This is a genomic window from Paraburkholderia silvatlantica (genome assembly GCF_003096715.1).
In the GTDB taxonomy this organism is placed as follows: Bacteria; Pseudomonadota; Gammaproteobacteria; order Burkholderiales; family Burkholderiaceae; genus Paraburkholderia; species Paraburkholderia silvatlantica.
Genome location: NZ_QEOL01000033.1, coordinates 45,624 through 63,841, shown reverse-complemented (window position 1 = coordinate 63,841; position 18,218 = coordinate 45,624). Strand labels below are relative to the sequence as shown.

General features: G+C 65.0%; 14 protein-coding genes and 5 pseudogenes. 7 read left to right on the top strand and 12 right to left on the bottom strand.

Annotated elements, in window-relative coordinates; translation table 11 throughout:
- Positions 1-101: 101 nt before the first annotated feature.
- From C7411_RS32700 to C7411_RS32695, 3 genes and pseudogenes are all read right to left on the bottom strand, one after another.
- Positions 102-859, bottom strand: a pseudogene (locus C7411_RS32700) (IS5 family transposase).
- Positions 834-1,118, bottom strand: a complete 285-nt coding sequence (locus C7411_RS37215) for a hypothetical protein (protein WP_133253739.1) — start codon at positions 1,116-1,118, stop codon at positions 834-836. Before C7411_RS37215 ends, C7411_RS32700 begins: the two are co-directional and overlap by 26 nt.
- Before the next feature lie 35 nt (positions 1,119-1,153).
- Positions 1,154-2,185 (bottom strand): IS1595 family transposase, encoded by a 1,032-nt coding sequence (locus C7411_RS32695; protein ID WP_110388254.1) that lies wholly within the window; start codon positions 2,183-2,185, stop codon positions 1,154-1,156.
- Between the two features lie 190 nt (positions 2,186-2,375).
- On the opposite strand from C7411_RS32695, the gene parS reads away from it, so the two are divergent.
- Positions 2,376-2,831, top strand: coding sequence for a type II RES/Xre toxin-antitoxin system antitoxin (gene parS, locus C7411_RS32690; protein ID WP_110388253.1), 456 nt, complete (start codon positions 2,376-2,378; stop codon positions 2,829-2,831).
- Positions 2,828-3,328: an RES family NAD+ phosphorylase gene (locus C7411_RS32685; protein ID WP_110388252.1), complete on the top strand. Its 501-nt coding sequence runs from the start codon at positions 2,828-2,830 to the stop codon at positions 3,326-3,328. Before parS ends, C7411_RS32685 begins: the two co-directional genes overlap by 4 nt.
- 1,016 nt (positions 3,329-4,344) lie before the next feature.
- Here the strand turns inward: C7411_RS32685 and C7411_RS32675 are convergent.
- Positions 4,345-4,878: pseudogene (locus tag C7411_RS32675) on the bottom strand (ATP-binding protein); the annotation flags it as partial.
- 2 nt (positions 4,879-4,880) lie between these two features.
- Positions 4,881-5,564: pseudogene (locus tag C7411_RS32670) on the bottom strand (IS21 family transposase); the annotation flags it as partial.
- Between C7411_RS32670 and C7411_RS32665 the strand changes: the two are divergent.
- Together C7411_RS32665 and C7411_RS37905 are read left to right on the top strand one after the other, a co-directional pair.
- A pseudogene (locus tag C7411_RS32665) lies at positions 5,520-5,765 on the top strand (urocanate hydratase); the annotation flags it as partial. The pseudogenes C7411_RS32670 and C7411_RS32665 overlap by 45 nt on opposite strands.
- A gap of 1 nt (position 5,766) precedes the next feature.
- Positions 5,767-6,049, top strand: a pseudogene (locus tag C7411_RS37905) (IS3 family transposase); the annotation flags it as partial.
- 795 nt (positions 6,050-6,844) lie between these two features.
- Here C7411_RS37905 and urtE read toward each other — a convergent pair.
- The 7 genes from urtE to C7411_RS32625 form a co-directional block, all read right to left on the bottom strand.
- Positions 6,845-7,540, bottom strand: a complete 696-nt coding sequence (urtE, locus tag C7411_RS32655) for an urea ABC transporter ATP-binding subunit UrtE (RefSeq protein ID WP_110388251.1) — start codon at positions 7,538-7,540, stop codon at positions 6,845-6,847.
- A gap of 22 nt (positions 7,541-7,562) precedes the next feature.
- Positions 7,563-8,372: an urea ABC transporter ATP-binding protein UrtD gene (gene urtD / locus C7411_RS32650; RefSeq protein ID WP_243413426.1), complete on the bottom strand. Its 810-nt coding sequence runs from the start codon at positions 8,370-8,372 to the stop codon at positions 7,563-7,565.
- Between the two features lie 68 nt (positions 8,373-8,440).
- A complete protein-coding gene (urtC, locus tag C7411_RS32645) occupies positions 8,441-9,646 on the bottom strand; it encodes an urea ABC transporter permease subunit UrtC (RefSeq protein ID WP_110388249.1) in 1,206 nt (401 codons plus the stop codon).
- A gap of 1 nt (position 9,647) precedes the next feature.
- Positions 9,648-11,225 (bottom strand): urea ABC transporter permease subunit UrtB, encoded by a 1,578-nt coding sequence (gene urtB, locus C7411_RS32640; protein ID WP_373682736.1) that lies wholly within the window; start codon positions 11,223-11,225, stop codon positions 9,648-9,650.
- Between the two features lie 184 nt (positions 11,226-11,409).
- Positions 11,410-12,714, bottom strand: a complete 1,305-nt coding sequence (gene urtA / locus C7411_RS32635) for an urea ABC transporter substrate-binding protein (protein ID WP_110388247.1) — start codon at positions 12,712-12,714, stop codon at positions 11,410-11,412.
- Positions 12,715-13,129: 415 nt separating this feature from the next.
- A complete protein-coding gene (locus C7411_RS32630; RefSeq protein WP_110388246.1) occupies positions 13,130-13,453 on the bottom strand; it encodes a rhodanese-like domain-containing protein in 324 nt (107 codons plus the stop codon).
- Between the two features lie 78 nt (positions 13,454-13,531).
- Complete coding sequence (locus C7411_RS32625; RefSeq protein ID WP_110388245.1) at positions 13,532-14,185, bottom strand: protein-L-isoaspartate O-methyltransferase family protein; 654 nt, start codon at positions 14,183-14,185, stop codon at positions 13,532-13,534.
- 256 nt (positions 14,186-14,441) lie between these two features.
- Here C7411_RS32625 and C7411_RS32620 point away from each other — a divergent pair, with 256 nt between their 5' ends.
- The 3 genes from C7411_RS32620 to C7411_RS32610 all read left to right on the top strand — a co-directional run bounded on the left by C7411_RS32620 (position 14,442) and on the right by C7411_RS32610 (position 18,112).
- Entirely contained in the window at positions 14,442-15,506 is a 1,065-nt protein-coding gene (locus tag C7411_RS32620; RefSeq protein ID WP_110388244.1) for a LacI family DNA-binding transcriptional regulator, read from the top strand.
- 115 nt (positions 15,507-15,621) lie between these two features.
- Positions 15,622-17,109: a sugar ABC transporter ATP-binding protein gene (locus C7411_RS32615; RefSeq protein WP_110388243.1), complete on the top strand. Its 1,488-nt coding sequence runs from the start codon at positions 15,622-15,624 to the stop codon at positions 17,107-17,109.
- Positions 17,090-18,112, top strand: a complete 1,023-nt coding sequence (locus C7411_RS32610; RefSeq protein ID WP_110388242.1) for an ABC transporter permease — start codon at positions 17,090-17,092, stop codon at positions 18,110-18,112. The genes C7411_RS32615 and C7411_RS32610 overlap by 20 nt, the downstream gene beginning before the upstream one ends.
- Positions 18,113-18,218: the final 106 nt, after the last annotated feature.

Below are 18,218 nucleotides of genomic sequence, written 5' to 3'. Positions count from 1 at the left end.
GCAGGAGCCCTGTTGCTCGATGGTCAATGGGTGAGCGTTGCGACGCAACCGAAGGCGTAGCTTCCATTTTGCTGATGTCGCGGGCCCCTCCTAGGTCCTGTTCACATTCTCACCAACGGTCCAAAGGCGCAAGCAAGCACCGCGAAGGCGAGATAGTTGCCGGCGAGCTTGTCGTAACGAGTGGAGACGCGACGAAAATGTTTGATGCGATTGAAGAAGCGTTCGACGATGTTCCGAGTTCGATACAGCACGCGGCTGTACCGACGTTTGGTCTTTCGATTCGAACGCGGCGGGATAACGGCCTTCGCGCGCGTAGCGCGGATGGTGCCCACGAAGGCGTCCGAGTCGTAACCTTTGTCAGCAATCACGGCACCCGTACGCAGATGCTCGACCAATTCGTGCGCACACGAAATGTCCGAGGCCTGTCCTTCAGTGACAATCATTCGCAGCGGCCGCCCGGCTTCATCGACGGCCAGATGCAACTTGGTCGTCAATCCTCCGCGCGAGCGGCCGAGCGCTTGCGGGCCGCTTTTTTTCGAGCGCCGGCCGAATGCTGGTGCGCACGTACGATGGTCGAGTCGATCAGCACACGTTTGATCTCCGTCTCGTCGGACACGGCGTGCGCCACGCGTTCCCACACGCCTTTGCGACGCCACCGGGAGAAGCGCATGCACACCGTATGCCATCGGCCGAACTCTTTCGGCAAATCGCGCCACGGGCAACCCGTGCGGCCGGTCCAGAGGACTGCTTCGACAAACCAGCGATTGTCGGTCGCCGTGCGCCCTGGATCGCCTTCCTTGCCGGGCAAGACGGATTCGATTCGTGCCCATACTTCATCGCTCAATAACGTTCGAATCATCTTGGCCCGCTCGCGCAAAAGACAAGATGTAAACACATTTCATCGAATGTAAACAGACCCTAAGCAGGCGCAGTTCGCCGCAGCCCGGCTGCGGGACGATCACCTCGGTCAAGGGCCCCATCGGCCAGCCATGGCCCGGCAACTCCGCGTCGAGCGCCTCGTGTCCGGTCGTCACCGTGCGGCCGTGGGCGGAGCCCAACTGCGAGGCTCGCCACAAATCCGGGTGTATCGCCTCGACGTTCAGTAGCGGCAGCGCCATGGTGCCCCCAATAAATACCTGTATATATATAAGGGCTATCCATTTAGCTCCACCATTTCACATGGTGGAGGTTGATGGCCTTTCCGGTGTGATTTGCTGATCACGACGTCATCGTATGTGATGGGAGCCGTCACGAGCGCTTGCTCGAGCAGCCGGTAGAAGAGCAGTCCGCGCGAACGCGAAGTGCGGCGGTTGAAACGAAACACGAACTCGTCCAGATAATGGTCAAGCTGATCAGGCTTGACAGCTCCCTGATGCGTGCCGAGCAGCCACCGTTTGAGCAGCGAGGCGACGCGATGCACACCGGGTAGCGGCACGTGTGCCGGAGGACGTTCGCCGTCAGCGATAGACTTCACCACGACCCGGTCATGTGCGTAGTGGTACTCCAGCGAGAAGTACATGGGCGAGCCATCGGTCCGAATCACCGAGCCGGGGGCTACGACACTCTTCACAAACGGAAGCACATCCTCAACGCGCTCGCGATCAATACGCTTCAGGCGTATGCGGCCAAAGCCACGGGGCTCCAGGATTTCGACGGCAATCACGATCAACGCCTTGGTTGTGCGCTTTTTGGATGACTTGCCGGAAGGATTCTCACGATTTTCGCGGATAGCCAGATAGCTTTGATCGACCTCGACCAAGCCCTTGAGCTGCTCGCGTCTCGGACGAACCATGGCTCGCCGGAAACGGTGCAGCATGGTCCATGCCGTCTGGTAGCTGCCCAGCCCCAGGACCCGTTGCAGCCCGAGCGCACTGACACCCGACTTCTGACTCGTGATGTACCACGCCGCAGCCAGCCATACCTTCAGCGGCGTGCGGGTCTTGTCGAAAATCGTGCCGGCCGTCACGGTGCATTGAAGGCGGCACGCCTTGCAAACGAGTCGCGCCCGGTTGGCCCGATAGGGTTCATCTCGGCAACCGCAGCGCGGACAAACAAAGCCTTCACGCCAGCGCAATCGTTCGAGATACCGCAGGCACTCGATTTCACTGGAGAACCAGTCTTCGAACTGGCTCCACGTCTGGGGATAGTCCTGACCGGCAACAGGCGTATGCTGGGCTTCGCTCATGCCGCCATCATGGCTCAGGTGGAGCTAACTGGATAGCCCTTATATATATACAGTTATCGTATCGGGTCTGCTCGCAAAAGTCACGCGGTCAGTCGGAGTCTGCGAGACCCGCTTGTAGCCGCGGCTCAGCGGGATATCCCAATCTGTGGCAAAATGCCTTCATTGTTTGGGCATTTTGCTCGGAGATACCATGGCCACTGTTGAATACCGACCCACTGGGCGCGTCAACCCGCGCCATACCGAGTTCTCGCTGCTGGGCGATCTGCTCCAGGCCCACATCCGGTCCGGGAGCGATCTTGCCGCGCTGGCGACCGAGCGCGTCGGCGTGGACGTGATCGACCGTCTCGGCGAGCATGGACTCAAGGCCGACGAGCTGCTCTTCATCATTCCTCGCCGGACGCTCTCGCATCGTCGTCAGAATGGCGAGCGGCTCTCGACCGACGAGTCGGACAAGGCCATCCGCCTCGCCAGGATCGTTGCACAGGCGGAAACGGTGTTTGGAAACCCGGAAAAGGCCATGAACTGGCTTCGAGGAAAGAAGGAGCGATTCGCCGGGAAAACGCCGCTCGAGATGGCATCGACTGAGCACGGTGCACGGCTTGTTGAGGACACCCTGGTTCAGATCGACGAGGGATACTTCGCCTGATGGAGTTCTGGAGGATAAGCAACTACGCGGACCTTCGGGGAATCGGCGGATTGAGGGCGCCCGGCCGGTGGCATCATCGGGGGCAGCCGGTCGTCTATCTGGCGGAAAACCCCGCGCTCGCGCTGCTTGAGACGATGGTGCACCACGAATTCGGGTCTCCGCAGGCGTTGCCAGATAACTATCAACTGCTGCGCGTGGAGATTACCGGGGACGTTGCGATGGCAGAACTCACGGCGAACGTCATCCCCGACGACTGGCGCGAGAACGCGGACTGGACACAGGCCGCCGGCAGCGAATGGCTGGCGGGAGGGCAGGAGCTGCTCCTCAAGGTTCCGAGTGCAATACTTCCTCGTTCGTACAACTATCTTTTCAATCCTCTTCATCCCGGCGCTGCCTCAGCGACTATCGCGGAGGCACTGAGAGTGCCATACGATCCGAGGATCCGGGCTATGTCGATGGCGGTCAGGAACCGCGCAAATCCGTCAACGTGCAGTTGACGTGATCTCGTAATCGCGATAGTGGCAGCGATGGAGATAGTCGTTGACGCTGGGTGCGTCGGAAGGAGCCCGTAGGGCGAGTGCAGACGCGCCCAGCGTCGAGGCAAGCCGGCCTGGGTGCGTGTTAGAAAGGCGGTTCGCCGAAGAAGAAACAACAGATGCGACGCCGATCTGACTTGGCGGTTGGCCGGCGTCGCATCTCCACACTCCACCCCTTGTAGCCGTCAGGCAGGCAAGGGGCACGCGTGTGTGCCAAGTATGGCATCACGCGCGGATTCCGTCGATTTCCTTGCCTTGCTTCTTCGGCGCGTCACGGGGACCGCCGATGCAGGCTACGGGCCGTATGTTCCTGTGCGCGCGCTGCCGCGCACAGGTTTTTATCTGTCGCCATTGCGACCGCGGACAGCGCTATTGCACTGTCCAGTGCGCACGCATATCGCGCCGCGAGAACCAGCGCGAAGCCGGCCGACGCTACCAGCGTAGCCGCCGCGGACGCTTTGCCCATGCGGCCCGGGCCCGTCGCCACCGCGCCCGTCACCAAATCGTGACGCATCAGGGTTCACCTGCCCGCACTGCGAATGATGTACTGCAAGCGCCCCCGAACGATGTCGCTGTTGCACCGGCAAATGTCGCTACGCAAACAGCGACATCCCGTGCACTGCACTGCCGGCGCTGCGGTGGTCTGCTCTCGCCGTTTGTGCGCACCGGCTTCGTGCGCCGCCGGGGACGGGGCATTCGTCCATCATCCGCTTCCGGAGATCCGCCGTGACCATTGCTGCCGAACTGGAGGCCCAGATCCTGCGCCTCTATCACGTAGAGAAGTGGCGCTGCGGCACTATCGCCCGGCAACTGCATGTGCATCACACGACCGTCTCGCGTGTGCTGGCCCAGGCAGGTCTGCCCAGCCATGGATTGCCGCCACGCGCCACCATGATCGAGCCTTATCTGCCGTTTATCCGGCAGACCCTGGAGAGGTTCCCGAAGCTCACAGCCAGCCGCCTGTACGCGATGGTGCGTGCGGCATCAGGAATGCGTTTGGCGAGGAACAGATCGTCAAGCACGAGGAGTTCGGGCTCGACGAGGGCCTTGAGCAACCGGTCCTGATCGGCACGCGTTTCCACGGCATAGCCGGCGAACACGGTGTCGGACTCGACGTAGCGCACCTTCATCCCCTGCAGGGTGGCGTTGTAGGCGATGGCCTTCGCAACGTGGCTCTTGCCGGTGCCGGGTTTGCCGATCAGCAGCGCGTTGTCGCTGTCGGCGACGAATTTCAAGGTGTGTAGCTCGAAGCAGGCTTGACGGGGTACTTTGGGATTGAAGGACCAGTCGAAGTCGGTCAGGGTTTTGCGCTCGTCCAGCCCGGACTGCTGGAATCGCCGCTCGAGCAGCCGGGATTGGCGGCGATCGAGCTCGTCCTGCAGAATCATGGAGAAGGTTTCGAGGAACGGCTGCTGGCTGGCCTGGGCCTGCAGTACCCGGGTTTCGAGTGTCGCGCTGATGCCCGACAGGCGAAGTTCGCGCAGCGCGCGATCGATTTCGGCAAGGCTCATGCTCAAGAGAGATCTCCGTGAGTTGATGGCATGGCGGCGCTGTGCTTGGCGCCGAGGGTGAACAGGTCGACGTAGTCGTCGCCGTCCCGGATGAGGTGATGTTCCTGGGTCAAGGGCAGTTCGCCCTGGACGGGCGCGTCCAGTTCAGCCAGCGCCTGCTCCAGCAGACGCTCGGTTAGCGCCTTGACGTGCTTGTAGCTGGGCACGCCTTCTCTCATGGCGATCTCGCAGGCCGATTCGATCAGGCGGCGGGGGTAGCGCCGGATCAGGCCAACGATGCCCCAGAGCTTGCGCTGACCGACCCGGCCTTCGGTGTCGAACAGATGCTGGCACAGGCGCTCGGCCAACGGCCCGATCGTCCTGGCCTGCGCGAGGATGCGGCGCATTTCGCGGGAGGGATTGAACGGACGCTCGTCCTGCGGCAGTACCACCGTTCCCGGCCTCTCGGCAAGAATGTGGGTGCGCAGCAAGGCCTGTGTCTGGAGATTGCGGATTTCCAGGCGACGGGCAAATTTACGCACCAGCACCTGGCTGCCGATGGAAGCCGGTCGGGCTGCGTAGCTGCTGTGGTCCACCCGAACGCACGTGTCGTCGCAGACCGTATAGATCTTGTCGGTGAAGTATTCGAAGTTGCGCGCCGGCAATGCGACGAGTCGCGAATCGACTTCCGCCTGAAGACGCGCTACGTTGACAAGAAGGCCAAGACGCTGGACGAGGCGCTCGCCATGCGCGAAGCGGCGAAAAAGAGCGGCCAGCCGGTATCGATCGGCCTGCTCGGCAATGCCGCGGATGTGTTCGAGCAACTGGTCGAGCGCAACATCACGCCCGACTGCGTGACGGACCAGACGAGCGCGCACGATCCGATTCACGGCTATCTGCCGCAGGGGGATCAAGGAAATCAAGGAACTGCAACGGCTGCTCGGGAAAAAACGACGGAGAACGAGATTCTCCGCGAGGCAGTCGAATGGGGCCGCTCAAAAAACCTGATTGAGTGCTCGCCCTTGCTGCCGGGGGACGACCATTGAAAACGGTCTGCGAAGTTCTCGGCGTGGCGCGCTCTGGTGTGGTGGTGAAGCAGGTTCGTGAAGCTGGCTGGCAGGATGACCGCCGCGCACGGATGCCCGACGACACACGCCTGCTCGATGAAATCCGGGCACACATGGCAGGTCTGCGCGCATGCGCCACTGTCTGGACGGCCTCGCCACGACGCTGGCGCTCATCCACCAGAAACGATGCTTCATACAGCCCGCACTCTCGTATCCTCGACCACCCAGAAAAGCCAAGCCCCATTGCTATTTCGCGTAAAAGCTCGCCTGACCGAGTCGGGCTTAAGGTGAGAGTGCATTGGAGTGCGCCCGGGCAGGGCCTGGCGAGAATGCCTACGCCCGTTGGGATGGCGCCTGAGCGATGAACGTATCAGGCTCGCCTTTCAGACGGCGTTCGTGACGAACACGGCATTCCATGGTTTTCTGCAGAGTGGCGGGGCGACGCGATCGATATCGCTCGACATAACGGATGTCTGTGTCGAGTGTCCGGGCCAGAAGACGCGCGAAGCCTGCCAGAGACCTCCGTAGACCTGGTGCCCGAACCCGATGGTGGTGCGACGGCTGCTGCGATCAAGGTCGAAGACAGCAGCACGGTTGCTATTGCCGGATCTGACCCGGTCACGCCTCCAGAAATAGCACGCCGCATTCCAGGCCCCATCGGTAGCAGGATGTCTGGGAGCATTGCGAGCACGGGCGTTGTCCGCCCGTTACCGCAGCGCAGAGCGGCGGGGGGCGCGAGTACGGTGTTCACGTGAAGTGGCTGGTCCTTGAGCGTGCCTTTGCCCGGCAGGCCGCACCGGCGGGAATCGCCTCAAAGGCCGCTACACAGGCCATCCGCAGTGGCGGCAACGCGGTAGAGCCGGATGGATAACCCTTGTGCAAACACATATTCCCAAATGCGAGCCGACCCTGATGTCCCGTTAAACCGCGATCAACTCCCGCACCCCATCCGCATCCATGCTTGCGCCGGCACCACCCGCCACGATTTCGCCGCGGCTCATCACCCAGTAGCGGTCCGCGATGGCCTTGGCGAAGTCGTAGTACTGCTCGACCAGCAGCACCGTCATGTGCATCTCTTCCACGAGCCTGCGCAGCGTGCGGCCGATATCCTGGATGATCGAAGGCTGGATGCCTTCGGTAGGCTCATCGAGAATGAGCAACTGCGGATCGCTCATCAGCGCGCGGCCGATGGCGAGCTGCTGCTGCTGGCCGCCCGAGAGGTCGCCGCCACGCCGTGCCTTCATGTCCTTGAGCACGGGAAAGAGTTCGTAGATATGCGCGGGCACACTCGACGGCATGCGCTTCCTGCTCGCCGCGCCCACCAGCAGATTCTCTTCGACGCTCAAGCGCGGAAAGATATCGCGCCCCTGCGGCACGTAAGCGAGGCCGTGCGCCACCCGCGCATGCGTGGGCAGCTTCGTGAGCGCTTCGCCGCGCCAGGCGATCGAGCCGTTCCTGGTCGGAACGACCCCCATGAGGCAGCGCAGCAGCGTGGTCTTGCCCACGCCGTTGCGCCCGAGCAGCACGGTGAGTTCGCCCTCGGGCACCGTCATCGAGACATTGCGCAGGATGTGGCTGCCGCCGTAGTACTGGTTCAGCGATTCGATAGTTAGCATGGCTGATAATGTCGATATTGCCCTAGCGGCCCAGATACGATTCGATCACCGTTTCGTCGCGCTTGACTTCGTCGAGCGTGCCGTGCGCGAGCACGCTGCCTTCGGCCATCACCGTCACACGGCCCGTTTCGCCCGCGAGCGCCGCGACGAACTCCATGTCGTGCTCGACCACCATCATCGAGCAGGTGCCGCGCAATCGGTTCAGGAGCGTCGCAAGCTCCATGGTTTCGTCGTCGGTCATGCCGGCTGCGGGCTCGTCGAGCAGCAGCAGTTGCGGCTTCTGCATGAGCAGCATGCCGATTTCGAGCCGCTGCTTCTGCCCGTGCGATAGCTCGCCGGCGAGGCGTCGCGCGTCGCTCTCGAGGCGAATCACCTCGAGCGTCTCCTCGATCTTCCCCTGCGCCTCGCGCGCGAGGCGCGCCCGCAGCGTGGCAAACCAGCCCTTGTCGGCCTTCATCGCGAGTTCGAGGTTCTCCCACACTGGATGCTGCTCGAACACCGTGGGCTTCTGGAACTTGCGGCCAATGCCCGCGCGCGCAATGGCCGGCTCGTTCATGCGCGTGAGGTCGAGCGTCTGGCCGAGGAACACCTTGCCCGAATCGGGCGCGGTCTTGCCAGTGATGACATCCATCATCGTGGTCTTGCCCGCGCCGTTCGGGCCGATCACGCAGCGCAGCTCGCCCACGTCGATCACGAGCGAAAGCTTGTTGAGTGCGCGAAAGCCGTCGAAGCTCACGGTCACGTCTTCCAGATAGAGGATCGTGCCGTGCGAGGTATCGATCGCGCCGGGTTCGACCACGTGCCCGAGATCCGCCACGCCGGAGAGGGCCATCTCGTCCTGCCTGAGGGCATCGTCGAAGGGGTTGTGGTTGAGCGGGTCGCTGATTACGCTATGTCCGTTCATGGGCGTTCGCTCCGCGTGGGGAACCCGCTGGTGATCCGGTTCCGGATGAGTTCGATGAGTCCCATGATGCCGTTGGGCAGCAGAAGCGGCACGAGCACGAACATCAGGCCGAGGAAGAACAGCCAGTACTCGGCGAAATGCGCGGTGAAGAAGCTCTTTGCGCCATTCACGGCAAACGCGCCGATGATCGGCCCGATGAGCGTACCGCGTCCGCCCACGGCCACCCAGATCGCCATTTCGATCGAGTTGCCCGGCGACATCTCGCTCGGGTTGATGATGCCGACCTGCGGCACGTAGAGCGCGCCCGCGACGCCGCACAGCATGGCCGATACCGTCCACACGAAGAGCTTGTAGCCAAGCGGGCTGTAGCCGAGAAACATGAGGCGCGTTTCGCCGTCGCGCACGGCGGTCACGACGCGCCCGAGCTTCGAGGTGACGATGGCCCGCGCGCCGAGAAACGCGAGCACGAGCACGGCGAACGTGAGCAGGAACAGCACGGTGCGCGTGCCCGGATGCGTGATCGGCATGCCCGCGATGCGCTTGAAGTCGGTGAAGCCGTTGTTGCCGCCGAAGCCGGTTTCGTTGCGGTAGAAAAGCAGCATCGCGGCGAACGTCATGGCCTGCGTGATGATCGAGAGATACACGCCTTTCACGCGCGAGCGGAACGTGAAGAAGCCGAATACCCAGGCGACCACGGCGGGCACGAGCACGACGAGCAGGAGCGCATACCCGAGGTGCTCCGTGCCTTGCCAGTACCACGGCAGCGCATGCCAGTCGAGAAACACCATGAAGTCGGGCAGGTCGCTGCCGTACTTGCCGTCGTGACCGATCTCGCGCATGAGGTACATGCCGATGGCGTAGCCGCCCAGCGCGAAGAAGAGACCGTGACCGAGGCTCAGGATGCCGCAATAGCCCCACACGAGATCGAGCGCGAGCGCGGCGATCGCGTAGCACATGAGCTTGCCGACGAGCGTCATCGCATAGGCGGAAAGATGCAGCGCGCTCGATTGCGGCAGCACCAGCGCGCAAAGCGGCACGCCCACGCCGGTCACGAGGATCAGCACGATGAGCGCGAGCCAGGCGCGCGGCGAGAGCAGGGCCGGCCGCGCGGGCAAGCCGAGCGCGAACGTTTCGGCGCCGTCGCCCGGAGCGCGCGAGGGGCCTGGCGAGTGACGCGTGGAAGGGGAAGTGACGCTCGTCATGTCATGCCTCCGCGCTGCGGCCCTTGAGGGCGAACAGCCCCTGCGGACGCTTCTGGATGAAGAGCACGATCAGCACGAGCACGGCGATCTTCGCGAGCACGGCGCCCCAGAACGGCTCGATCGCCTTGGAGACGAGCCCGAGACCGAAGCCGCCGATCACGGTGCCCGCGATCTGCCCGACTCCGCCCAGCACCACGGCCATGAACGAGTCGATGATGTAGCTCTGGCCGAGATCGGGGCCCACGTTGCCGATCTGCGAGAGCGCACAGCCGCCGAGGCCCGCGACGCCCGCGCCGAACGCGAAGGCCCATGCATCCACGCGCGCGGTGCGCACGCCCACGCAGGCGGCCATGCGGCGGTTTTGCGTGACGGCGCGCACGAACAGGCCAAGACGCGTCTTCGTGAGCACGGTCCACGCAACGCCCACCACGATCAGCGAGAACGCGAGGATCGCGAGGCGGTTGTACGGCAGGATGAGGCTGGGCATGACGCTCACGCCGCCGCTCATCCACGAAGGGTTTTCGACCTGCACGTTCTGCGCGCCGAAAATCATGCGCGTGGCCTGAATGAGGATGAGGCTGATGCCGAACGTGGTGAGCAGCGTCTCGAGCGGGCGGCCGTAGAGGTGGCGGATCACGAGCCGCTCGATCACCGCGCCCACGAGCGCAGCGGCGACGAACGAAGCGGGAATCGCGAAGAGCGGATACCAGTCGAACGCGCCGGGCGCGTAGCGCTGCACGAGCGTTTGCACGACATAGGTTGCGTACGCACCGATCATGAGGAACTCGCCGTGCGCCATGTTGATGACGCCGATGAGCCCATAGGTGATGGCGAGGCCGAGCGCCGCGAGCAGCAGCACGCTGCCAAGAGACAGGCCCGCGAACAGCGTGCCGGCGATCTCGCTGCGGCGCTGGATGGCGTCGAGCGCGTCGATGCCTTGTTGTGCTGCGGCGCGCACGTCGGCATCGGGCTCGCTGTACGCGCCGCCCGCATTTTTCGCAACGAGCGGACGCAGCAGTTCGTACATGTCGAGGTCGTGGCGCGCCGCGACGAGCTTCGCCGCTTCGAGGCGCGTGGCCGGGTTCGGGTTGTGCAGCGCGGTCATCGCCCAGAGCGTGTCGAGACGGCGCCTGAGCGCCGGGTCGGTTTCCTTCGCGCGCGCGGCGTCGATCATCGGCTTCATGGCCGGGTCGGGATTTTTCAGCAATTCGGTAATGGCCGCGCGCCGCGTTTCCAGGTTGGGCGAGGCGAGTTGCAGGCCCGAGACGGCGCCCGCCACCTTCGAGCGCAGGAGGTTGTTCAGCGTGATGGGCTGCGCGCTCGCTGCGACGTTTGCGGCGACGGGTTTGCCCGTTGCTGCGTCGCGTGCGCTTTGTCCATCCGCGCCATCCTGCACGAGCACTTCGCCGGCATCGGTTGCCGTGACGTTGTCGTCGGCGAGCGCTTTCAGGAGCGCAAGCGAAGCGGCGTCGTGCGTGGCGATGAGCTTGTCGATGGCCGCGGATTTCGCATCGAAGTCGTCGCCGGCAAGCGGCGCGACGTCGGCCGCATCGAGTGCGTGCGCGGTCGTGGATAGCATTGTGAAGAGCGCCGCCGCGGCGAGCGCGTGGCGCAAGCCCGCGCGCGCGTACCTCGGGAGTGAGAGAGCCATGATGGGTTCTTTGGGTGCGGACCGCGGCAACGGCCTGCCCGTTACGCCGCGGCCCGTAGACAGGGCGCGCGAGCGCGCGCCACCTTGCGGCGCGGCGCTCACGAAGACAACGTCAGGCCACGCGCGAGCGGCGCAGGAAGGCGGGCAGCGTGGTCGACGTGACCACGTCGGGCTTGCCTTCGTTGCCGGCGATGTACGGGCTCCACGGCTGCGCGCGAATCGCGGTCTTCGTCTTCCAGACGACGTTGAACTGGCCGTCGCCGCGGATCTCGCCGATCATCACCGGCTTGTGCAGGTGGTGGTTGCCGTCCATCGTGAGCGTGAAGCCCGAGGGCGCCGCCACGGTCTGACCGATCATGGCCACGCGCACCTTGTCGACGTCGGTGCTCTTCGCCTTTTCCACGGCCTGCTTCCACATGTGGATGCCGACGAAAGTCGCTTCCATCGGGTCGTTGGTCACGCGTTTGGCTCCGCCGGGCAGGTTGTTCGCCTGCACCCAGGCTTCGAACTGTTCCTTGAACTTCGTGTTGTTCGGGCCTTTCACCGACATGAAGTAATTCCACGCCGCGAGGTGTCCCACGAGCGGCTTCGTGTCGATGCCGCGCAGCTCTTCCTCGCCCACCGAGAACGCGACCACGGGCACGTCGGTCGCCTTGATGCCCTGGTTGCCCAGCTCCTTGTAGAACGGCACGTTCGAGTCGCCGTTGATGGTCGAGACGACCGTGGTCTTGCCGCCTTGCGAGAACGTCTTGATGTTCGCGACGATGGTCTGATAGTCGCTATGGCCGAACGGCGTGTAGACCTCCTGAATATCGCTGTCCTTCACGCCCTTCGAGTGCAGGAAGGCGCGCAGGATCTTGTTGGTCGTGCGCGGATACACATAGTCGGTGCCGAGCAGGAAGAAGCGCTTCGCGCCGCCGCCTTCGGCGCTCATCAGGTATTCCACCGCGGGAATGGCCTGCTGGTTGGGCGCCGCACCCGTGTAGAAGACGTTGCGCGACATCTCTTCCCCTTCATATTGCACCGGGTAGTAGAGCAGGCCGTTGAGCTCCTCGAACACCGGGAGCACCGACTTGCGCGACACCGAGGTCCAGCAGCCGAACACGCACGCCACCTTGTCCTGCGTGAGAAGCTGGCGCGCCTTTTCGGCGAACAGCGGCCAGTTCGAGGCTGGATCGACCACCACGGGCTGGATCTGACGCCCCATCACGCCGCCGTTCTTGTTGATGTCGGCAATCGTCATCAACGCGGTGTCTTTCAGTGAGGTCTCCGAAATGGCCATCGTGCCTGAGAGCGAATGGAGGATGCCGACCTTGATCGGCCCGCTGCCGGTGTCCGCGTGCGCGAGCGGAATGCGCCCCGCAGCCGCGAGTGCGCCCGACATCGTCCCGAGTTTCAGCAGACTGCGACGTTTCATTTTTGTGCCTCTTGTCCGTGAGTGAGTCGTGGGCCATGGCGCGTGGTCGTCCTGCGCGCCGCCCGGTTTGTGTGTGGCCAGTCTTGCGCATACCCTTCTGCAAGCGTTGTGCCAGCGCAAAGGGAATGCGCGAGGCTTGTCCCACAGGGCGCGCGTCGATGCGGGGCGCATCGTTGGCCGTGCAAAGGGCGAGCGATTGTGGTGCAACGGGATGCATGTTCGGGCGCGCTGCATCGTCTCAGTGCGCACATGCATGAGGTGGAGCAATCGGTGCGGCAGGGCGCGCTGCATCGTTGTGCATGAGCGCCGCGCTCGTGCAGCAGGAAGCCGGACGAAGAGATGCGCCCGGAAATGACAAAGGGCGCGGCCCAAGCCGCGCCCTTCTGCGCATTTTCTTAAGCTGGCGGGCGCCTGCCTAGTACGTCGGCACCCTGGAGTCGACCTGACGCGACCAGGCATCGATGCCGCCTTGCAGGTTGAATACCTTCGTGTAGCCGCGCGACTCGAGGAACATCGCCACCTGGGCGCTGCGTGCGCCATGGTGGCAAATGCAGACGATCTGCGCCTCGTCGTCCAGCTCCTCGCTGCGCGCGGGGATCTCGCGCATGGGGATCGACAGGCTGCCGGCGATCTTTGCCGTTTCGATTTCCCACGGCTCGCGCACGTCGAGCAGCACGGGAGTCTCGCGCGAGGTGTCGGCAAGCCATTCGGCGAGGGCGGGGGCGGTCAGATTCTGCATGGAACACTCAATCGGGTAAAAGGCCGAAAAGGCCGGCCACCGTCAAAGGCACCCGGCGATGCGACAGGTTGGCCGCGCTCAGAACTTGAAGCGCGGCGGATGCACGGCGTTCTGCAGCGGTTCGACATACGTCTCGAACACGCCGGCGATGCGGAACTGCTTCTCGTCGATGCGCGTGATGATCTGCGCTTCCATGACGGGCGCGCCGCCCACGAAAGCGGCCAGACGTCCGCCCACCTTGAGCTGCTCGAGCAGTTCCTGCGGCACGACCGGCAGGCCGCCCGAGACGCAGATCACGTCGTACGGCGCATTCGCGGCCCAGCCGCGCGCGCCGTCGCCGAGCGCGACTTCGGCGTTGAGCACACCGTTCCTGACGAAGTTCGCGCGCGCGAATTCGGCGAGTTCCGTGTCGATCTCCACGGTCAGCACCTTCTGCGCGCGGTGCGCGAGCAGCGCCGCCATGTAGCCGGAGCCCGCGCCGATTTCCAGCACGCTCTCATGCTTCTTCACCGCGAGCTCCTGCAGCACGCGCGCTTCGACGCGCGGCGCCATCATGTGCTGGCCGTTCGGCAGCGGCACTTCGAGGTCGGCGAACGCGAGGGCGGCATAGGCCTCGGGGACGAAATGCTCACGCTTGACGATCGACAGCAGGTTCAGCACGTCCTGGTCGAGCACTTCCCAGGGGCGAATCTGCTGTTCGATCATGTTGAAACGCGCTTGTTCGATGTTCATGTTGACTCGGCGTTGTGGTCGGGATCGGTTCGTGTCGGTTCGTGTCGAAGCCCGGCAAAAGGGCGCCGGGCAATCGCAGAATTGTAGCAAACCGGCTTCTGGCCTGGCCGCGCCGCCGGCAGCCCGGCGGCGGGCGGAGAGCACGGACGGATCGGTGTTTGTCCTGGCTTCGTGCGCCTTGCTGTTTTGCGGTTCTCGTACCAAAAATGTAATCGATTACATTTCCGCTCGCGTTTGGTTGCGCCTGACTTCGCCCATGTCCCTCCGTTCGTCCCGATCACCGCAGCCGCAGCACGAAGACGCCAGCGCCGGCATCGCCGCGCGCGGCGGCTCGATCGCGGCGGTGGCGCAGCGCGCGGGCGTCTCGGTCGCCACGGTGTCGCGCGTGCTCAACGGCCATGCGAACGTGCGCGCCGCGACGCGCGAGCGCGTGCTCGCCGAGATCGAGATGAGCGGCTACCGCGTGAACGAACTCGCGCGCAACCTGCGCACCGCCGAAAGCCGTCTGCTCCTGACGATGGTGCCCGACTTCGGCAACCCGTTCTATGCGGAGATCGTGCGCGGCATCGACAGCGTCGCGCGAGCGCACGGTTTTTTCCTGCTGCTGTGCGACACGGGCGCCGACGCCGGCCGCGAGCGCAGCTACTTCGACCTGCTGCGCCGCCATCGCGCGGACGGCGCGATCTGCCTTGACCCGGCAACCGTGCAACATGCGCTGGCCGCCGAATCGACGGCGCTGCCGTGGGTCGCGTGCTGCGAGTTCGATCCGGACGTGGGCGTGCCGTATGTGGGCATCGACAACTACCGGGCCGCGCACGAGGCCGTGCGGCATCTGATTGCGCGGGGGCGGCGACGTGTCGCGCTCATCAACTCCGACGAGCACTACCTCTACGCACAGCAGCGCCGCGACGGCTGGTGCGACGCGCTCGGCGAAGCGGGCATCGCCATGCGCGACGCCTGGCGCGTGAACGTGAACTGCCTCGACTACGAGGCGGGCGCGCAGGCCGCCGCGGCGCTCATGCAGTTGCCGGCGGGCGAGGCGCCCGACGCGATCTTCGCGGTGTCGGACACGCTCGCGGTGGGCGTGATCAACGGCCTGCGCGGCGCGGGACGGCGCGTGCCGCACGACGTCGCCGTGGTCGGCTTCGACGATATCGCGCTCGCCGCGCAGATCGACCCGCCGCTCACGACGATCGCGCAGCCCATGCGGGAACTGGGCGAGACCGCCGCGCGCCTGTTGCTGCGGTGTTTCGCGGACCCGCGCGCGAGCGTGCCGGGCGTGCTGCTGCCGCACAGGCTGGTGGTGCGCGAGAGCGGGTGAAGGCAGCGAAGGTAAGCGAACACATAGCAGGGGAGACCAGCGGTGTTGAGGCGGGCGGCGAAAAAAGGCCGCCCGCCAAAACCCGCCGACAAGGCCACTGGAGGAGCGCACGCGCATGAGCGTCGCCGTGAAGTTCAACGACATCCGCAAGGACTTCGGTCCCGTGCGCGTGCTGCACGGCGTGAGCTTCGAGCTCGCGCCGGGGCGCATTCACGGCCTCCTGGGCGAGAACGGCGCAGGCAAGTCCACGCTCATGAAGATTCTCGCGGGCTACGAAAACGCGAGCGCGGGCGAGATGCTGGTGGACGGCGTGGTGCGCCGCTTCGACGGCTCGCGCGAGGCCGAAGCCGCCGGCATCGTGCTGATCCACCAGGAGTTCAACCTGGCCGAGCACCTGACGATCGCGCAGAACATCTTCCTCGGCCACGAGAAGCGCAAAGGCTGGCTCGTCGACGACGCCGCCATGCGCCGCGAAGCGCGCGAACTGCTCGCGCAGGTCGGCCTCGCGCGCGACCCGGACGTGAAGGTGCGCGAGCTCATCGTCGCGGAAAAACAGCTCGTGGAGATCGCCAAGGCGCTCTCGCGACACGCGCGCCTGCTCATCATGGACGAGCCCACGGCCACGCTCACGCCCGCCGAAACCGCGCGCCTTTTCGCGCTCATGACGAAACTGCGCGCATCCGGCACGACGCTCGTCTACATCTCGCACAAGCTCGACGAGGTGGAAAGCATCACCGACGACGTGGTCGTGATGCGCGACGGCCGCTTCGTGGCCGCGAGCGCGACGGCGGGGCTCGCGCGCCAGCAGATGGCGAACCTCATGGTGGGCCGCGACGTCTCCGACATGTTTCCGGAGAAAGGCGCGGCGCCCGAAACTGCCCCCGTCGCGCTGCGCGTGACGCATCTCGCCGTGCCGGGCTGGGTCGAGGGTCTGGGCTTCGAGGTGCGCGCAGGCGAGATTCTCGGCTTCGCGGGACTCGTGGGCGCGGGGCGCACCGAGGCGTTCGAGGCGATCGTGGGCTTGCGCCACAAGCACGCGGGCGAGATCGAGATCGATGGCCGCGCCGTGACGCTGCGCCATCCGCGCGACGCGATGCGCCACGGCCTCACGTACCTGAGCGAAGACAGAAAAGGCCGCGGCCTGCACATGAACCTCACGCTGCAGGACAACCTCACGCTCATGACGCTCGAGCGCTACGGTCACCCGCTGCTCGACCTCAAGGCGGGCCGCCGCGCGCTGGAGAAGGCGGTGCGCGAATTCGGCATCCGCACGGGCGACCTCGACAGCCGCGCACGCATGCTCTCGGGCGGCAACCAGCAGAAGCTCGCGCTCGCCAAGTTCCTGCAGCCCGACCCGCGCGTGATCGTGCTCGACGAGCCCACTCGCGGCGTGGACGTGGGCGCGAAGCGCGACATCTATTTCCTGATCCAGCGGCTCGCGGCCTCGGGGCGCGCGGTCGTCGTGATCTCGTCCGAACTGGTCGAGCTGATCGGCCTCGCGCATCGCGTAGCCGTGATGCGCGGGGGCCGGCTCGTCGCCACGCTCGGGCACGAACATCTGAACGAAGAGGAGCTGATCGCCCATGCAACCGGCACCCACTGACGCAGCGTCCGAGGGCCGTGGCGCGCGCTCGGCCGCGGCGCGATTCGTGCACCGCCTCGCGGGCGTCGGTCCGCTCATCGGCCTGATCCTGCTGTGCGTGCTCGGCACGCTGCTCAACCGCGATTTCGCCACCGCCGGCAACCTGCTCAACGTGCTCACGCGCACCTCGTTCATCGGCATCATTTCCGTGGGCATGACGTTCGTGATCATTTCGGGCGGCATCGATCTGTCGGTCGGCTCGATGGCCGCGCTGATCGCGGGCGTGATGATCTGGGTCATGAATACGCTGGCCGCGGGCGAACATGCGGTTGCGCCTTTGGCGATCGTCGCGATCGGCATGGCGATCGCGCTCGTGCTCGGCGCGGTCTTCGGGCTCGCGCATGGCTTGCTGATCACGCGCGGGCGCATCGAGCCTTTCATCGTGACGCTCGGCACGCTCGGCATCTTCCGCTCGGTGCTCACGTGGCTGGCCGACGGCGGCGCGCTCACGCTGCAGAACAATCTCGTCGATCTCTACGGGCCGGTCTATTACGCGAGCCTCTTTGGCATTCCGGTGCCCGTGTGGGTATTCGCGCTCACGGCGGCGGGCGGCGCGCTCATTCTCAACCGCACGGCGTTCGGGCGCCACGTCCAGGCGATCGGCTCGAACGAGCAGGTCGCGCGCTATGCGGCGATCCGCGTCGATCGCGTGAAGTGCGCAACCTACGTGCTGCTGGGCGTGTGCGTGGGCGTAGCGACGGTGCTCTATGTGCCGCGCCTCGGCTCGGCCACACCGACGACGGGCCTGTTGTGGGAACTGGAGGCGATCGCCGCCGTGGTGGTGGGCGGCACGGCGCTCAAGGGCGGCGAAGGGCGCGTGGCGGGCACCGTGGTCGGCGCGGTGCTGCTCTCGGTCATCGCCAATATTCTCAATCTCACGAGCATCATCAGCGTGTATCTGAATGCGGCGGTGCAGGGCGTGGCGATCATTGCGGTGGCCTTCCTGCAGCGCGGCAGACGGTAGCGATGTCGAAGCAGAGCTGGCAGGGCGGCGGGAAAGTCGAAGGAGGCAGCGAAAACGCAACGAAGGAAGGGGCGCGGGAGCGCACGGCAAGGACGAAAAGGACGCA

What these genes read in the sequence shown, in the direction of transcription:
- C7411_RS32620 (WP_110388244.1), top strand. Translation starts at nt 14,442, where the DNA reads ATGTCCCTCCGTTCGTCCCGATCACCGCAGCCGCAGCACGAAGACGCC.
- urtE (WP_110388251.1), bottom strand. Translation starts at nt 7,540, where the DNA reads ATGCTAACTATCGAATCGCTGAACCAGTACTACGGCGGCAGCCACATC.
- urtD (WP_243413426.1), bottom strand. Translation starts at nt 8,372, where the DNA reads ATGGCCCTCTCCGGCGTGGCGGATCTCGGGCACGTGGTCGAACCCGGC.
- C7411_RS32610 (WP_110388242.1), top strand. Translation starts at nt 17,090, where the DNA reads ATGCAACCGGCACCCACTGACGCAGCGTCCGAGGGCCGTGGCGCGCGC.
- urtC (WP_110388249.1), bottom strand. Translation starts at nt 9,646, where the DNA reads ATGACGAGCGTCACTTCCCCTTCCACGCGTCACTCGCCAGGCCCCTCG.
- C7411_RS32625 (WP_110388245.1), bottom strand. Translation starts at nt 14,185, where the DNA reads ATGAACATCGAACAAGCGCGTTTCAACATGATCGAACAGCAGATTCGC.
- C7411_RS32630 (WP_110388246.1), bottom strand. Translation starts at nt 13,453, where the DNA reads ATGCAGAATCTGACCGCCCCCGCCCTCGCCGAATGGCTTGCCGACACC.
- urtB (WP_373682736.1), bottom strand. Translation starts at nt 11,225, where the DNA reads ATGCTATCCACGACCGCGCACGCACTCGATGCGGCCGACGTCGCGCCG.
- parS (WP_110388253.1), top strand. Translation starts at nt 2,376, where the DNA reads ATGGCCACTGTTGAATACCGACCCACTGGGCGCGTCAACCCGCGCCAT.
- urtA (WP_110388247.1), bottom strand. Translation starts at nt 12,714, where the DNA reads ATGAAACGTCGCAGTCTGCTGAAACTCGGGACGATGTCGGGCGCACTC.
- C7411_RS32695 (WP_110388254.1), bottom strand. Translation starts at nt 2,185, where the DNA reads ATGAGCGAAGCCCAGCATACGCCTGTTGCCGGTCAGGACTATCCCCAG.
- C7411_RS32615 (WP_110388243.1), top strand. Translation starts at nt 15,622, where the DNA reads ATGAGCGTCGCCGTGAAGTTCAACGACATCCGCAAGGACTTCGGTCCC.
- C7411_RS37215 (WP_133253739.1), bottom strand. Translation starts at nt 1,118, where the DNA reads ATGGCGCTGCCGCTACTGAACGTCGAGGCGATACACCCGGATTTGTGG.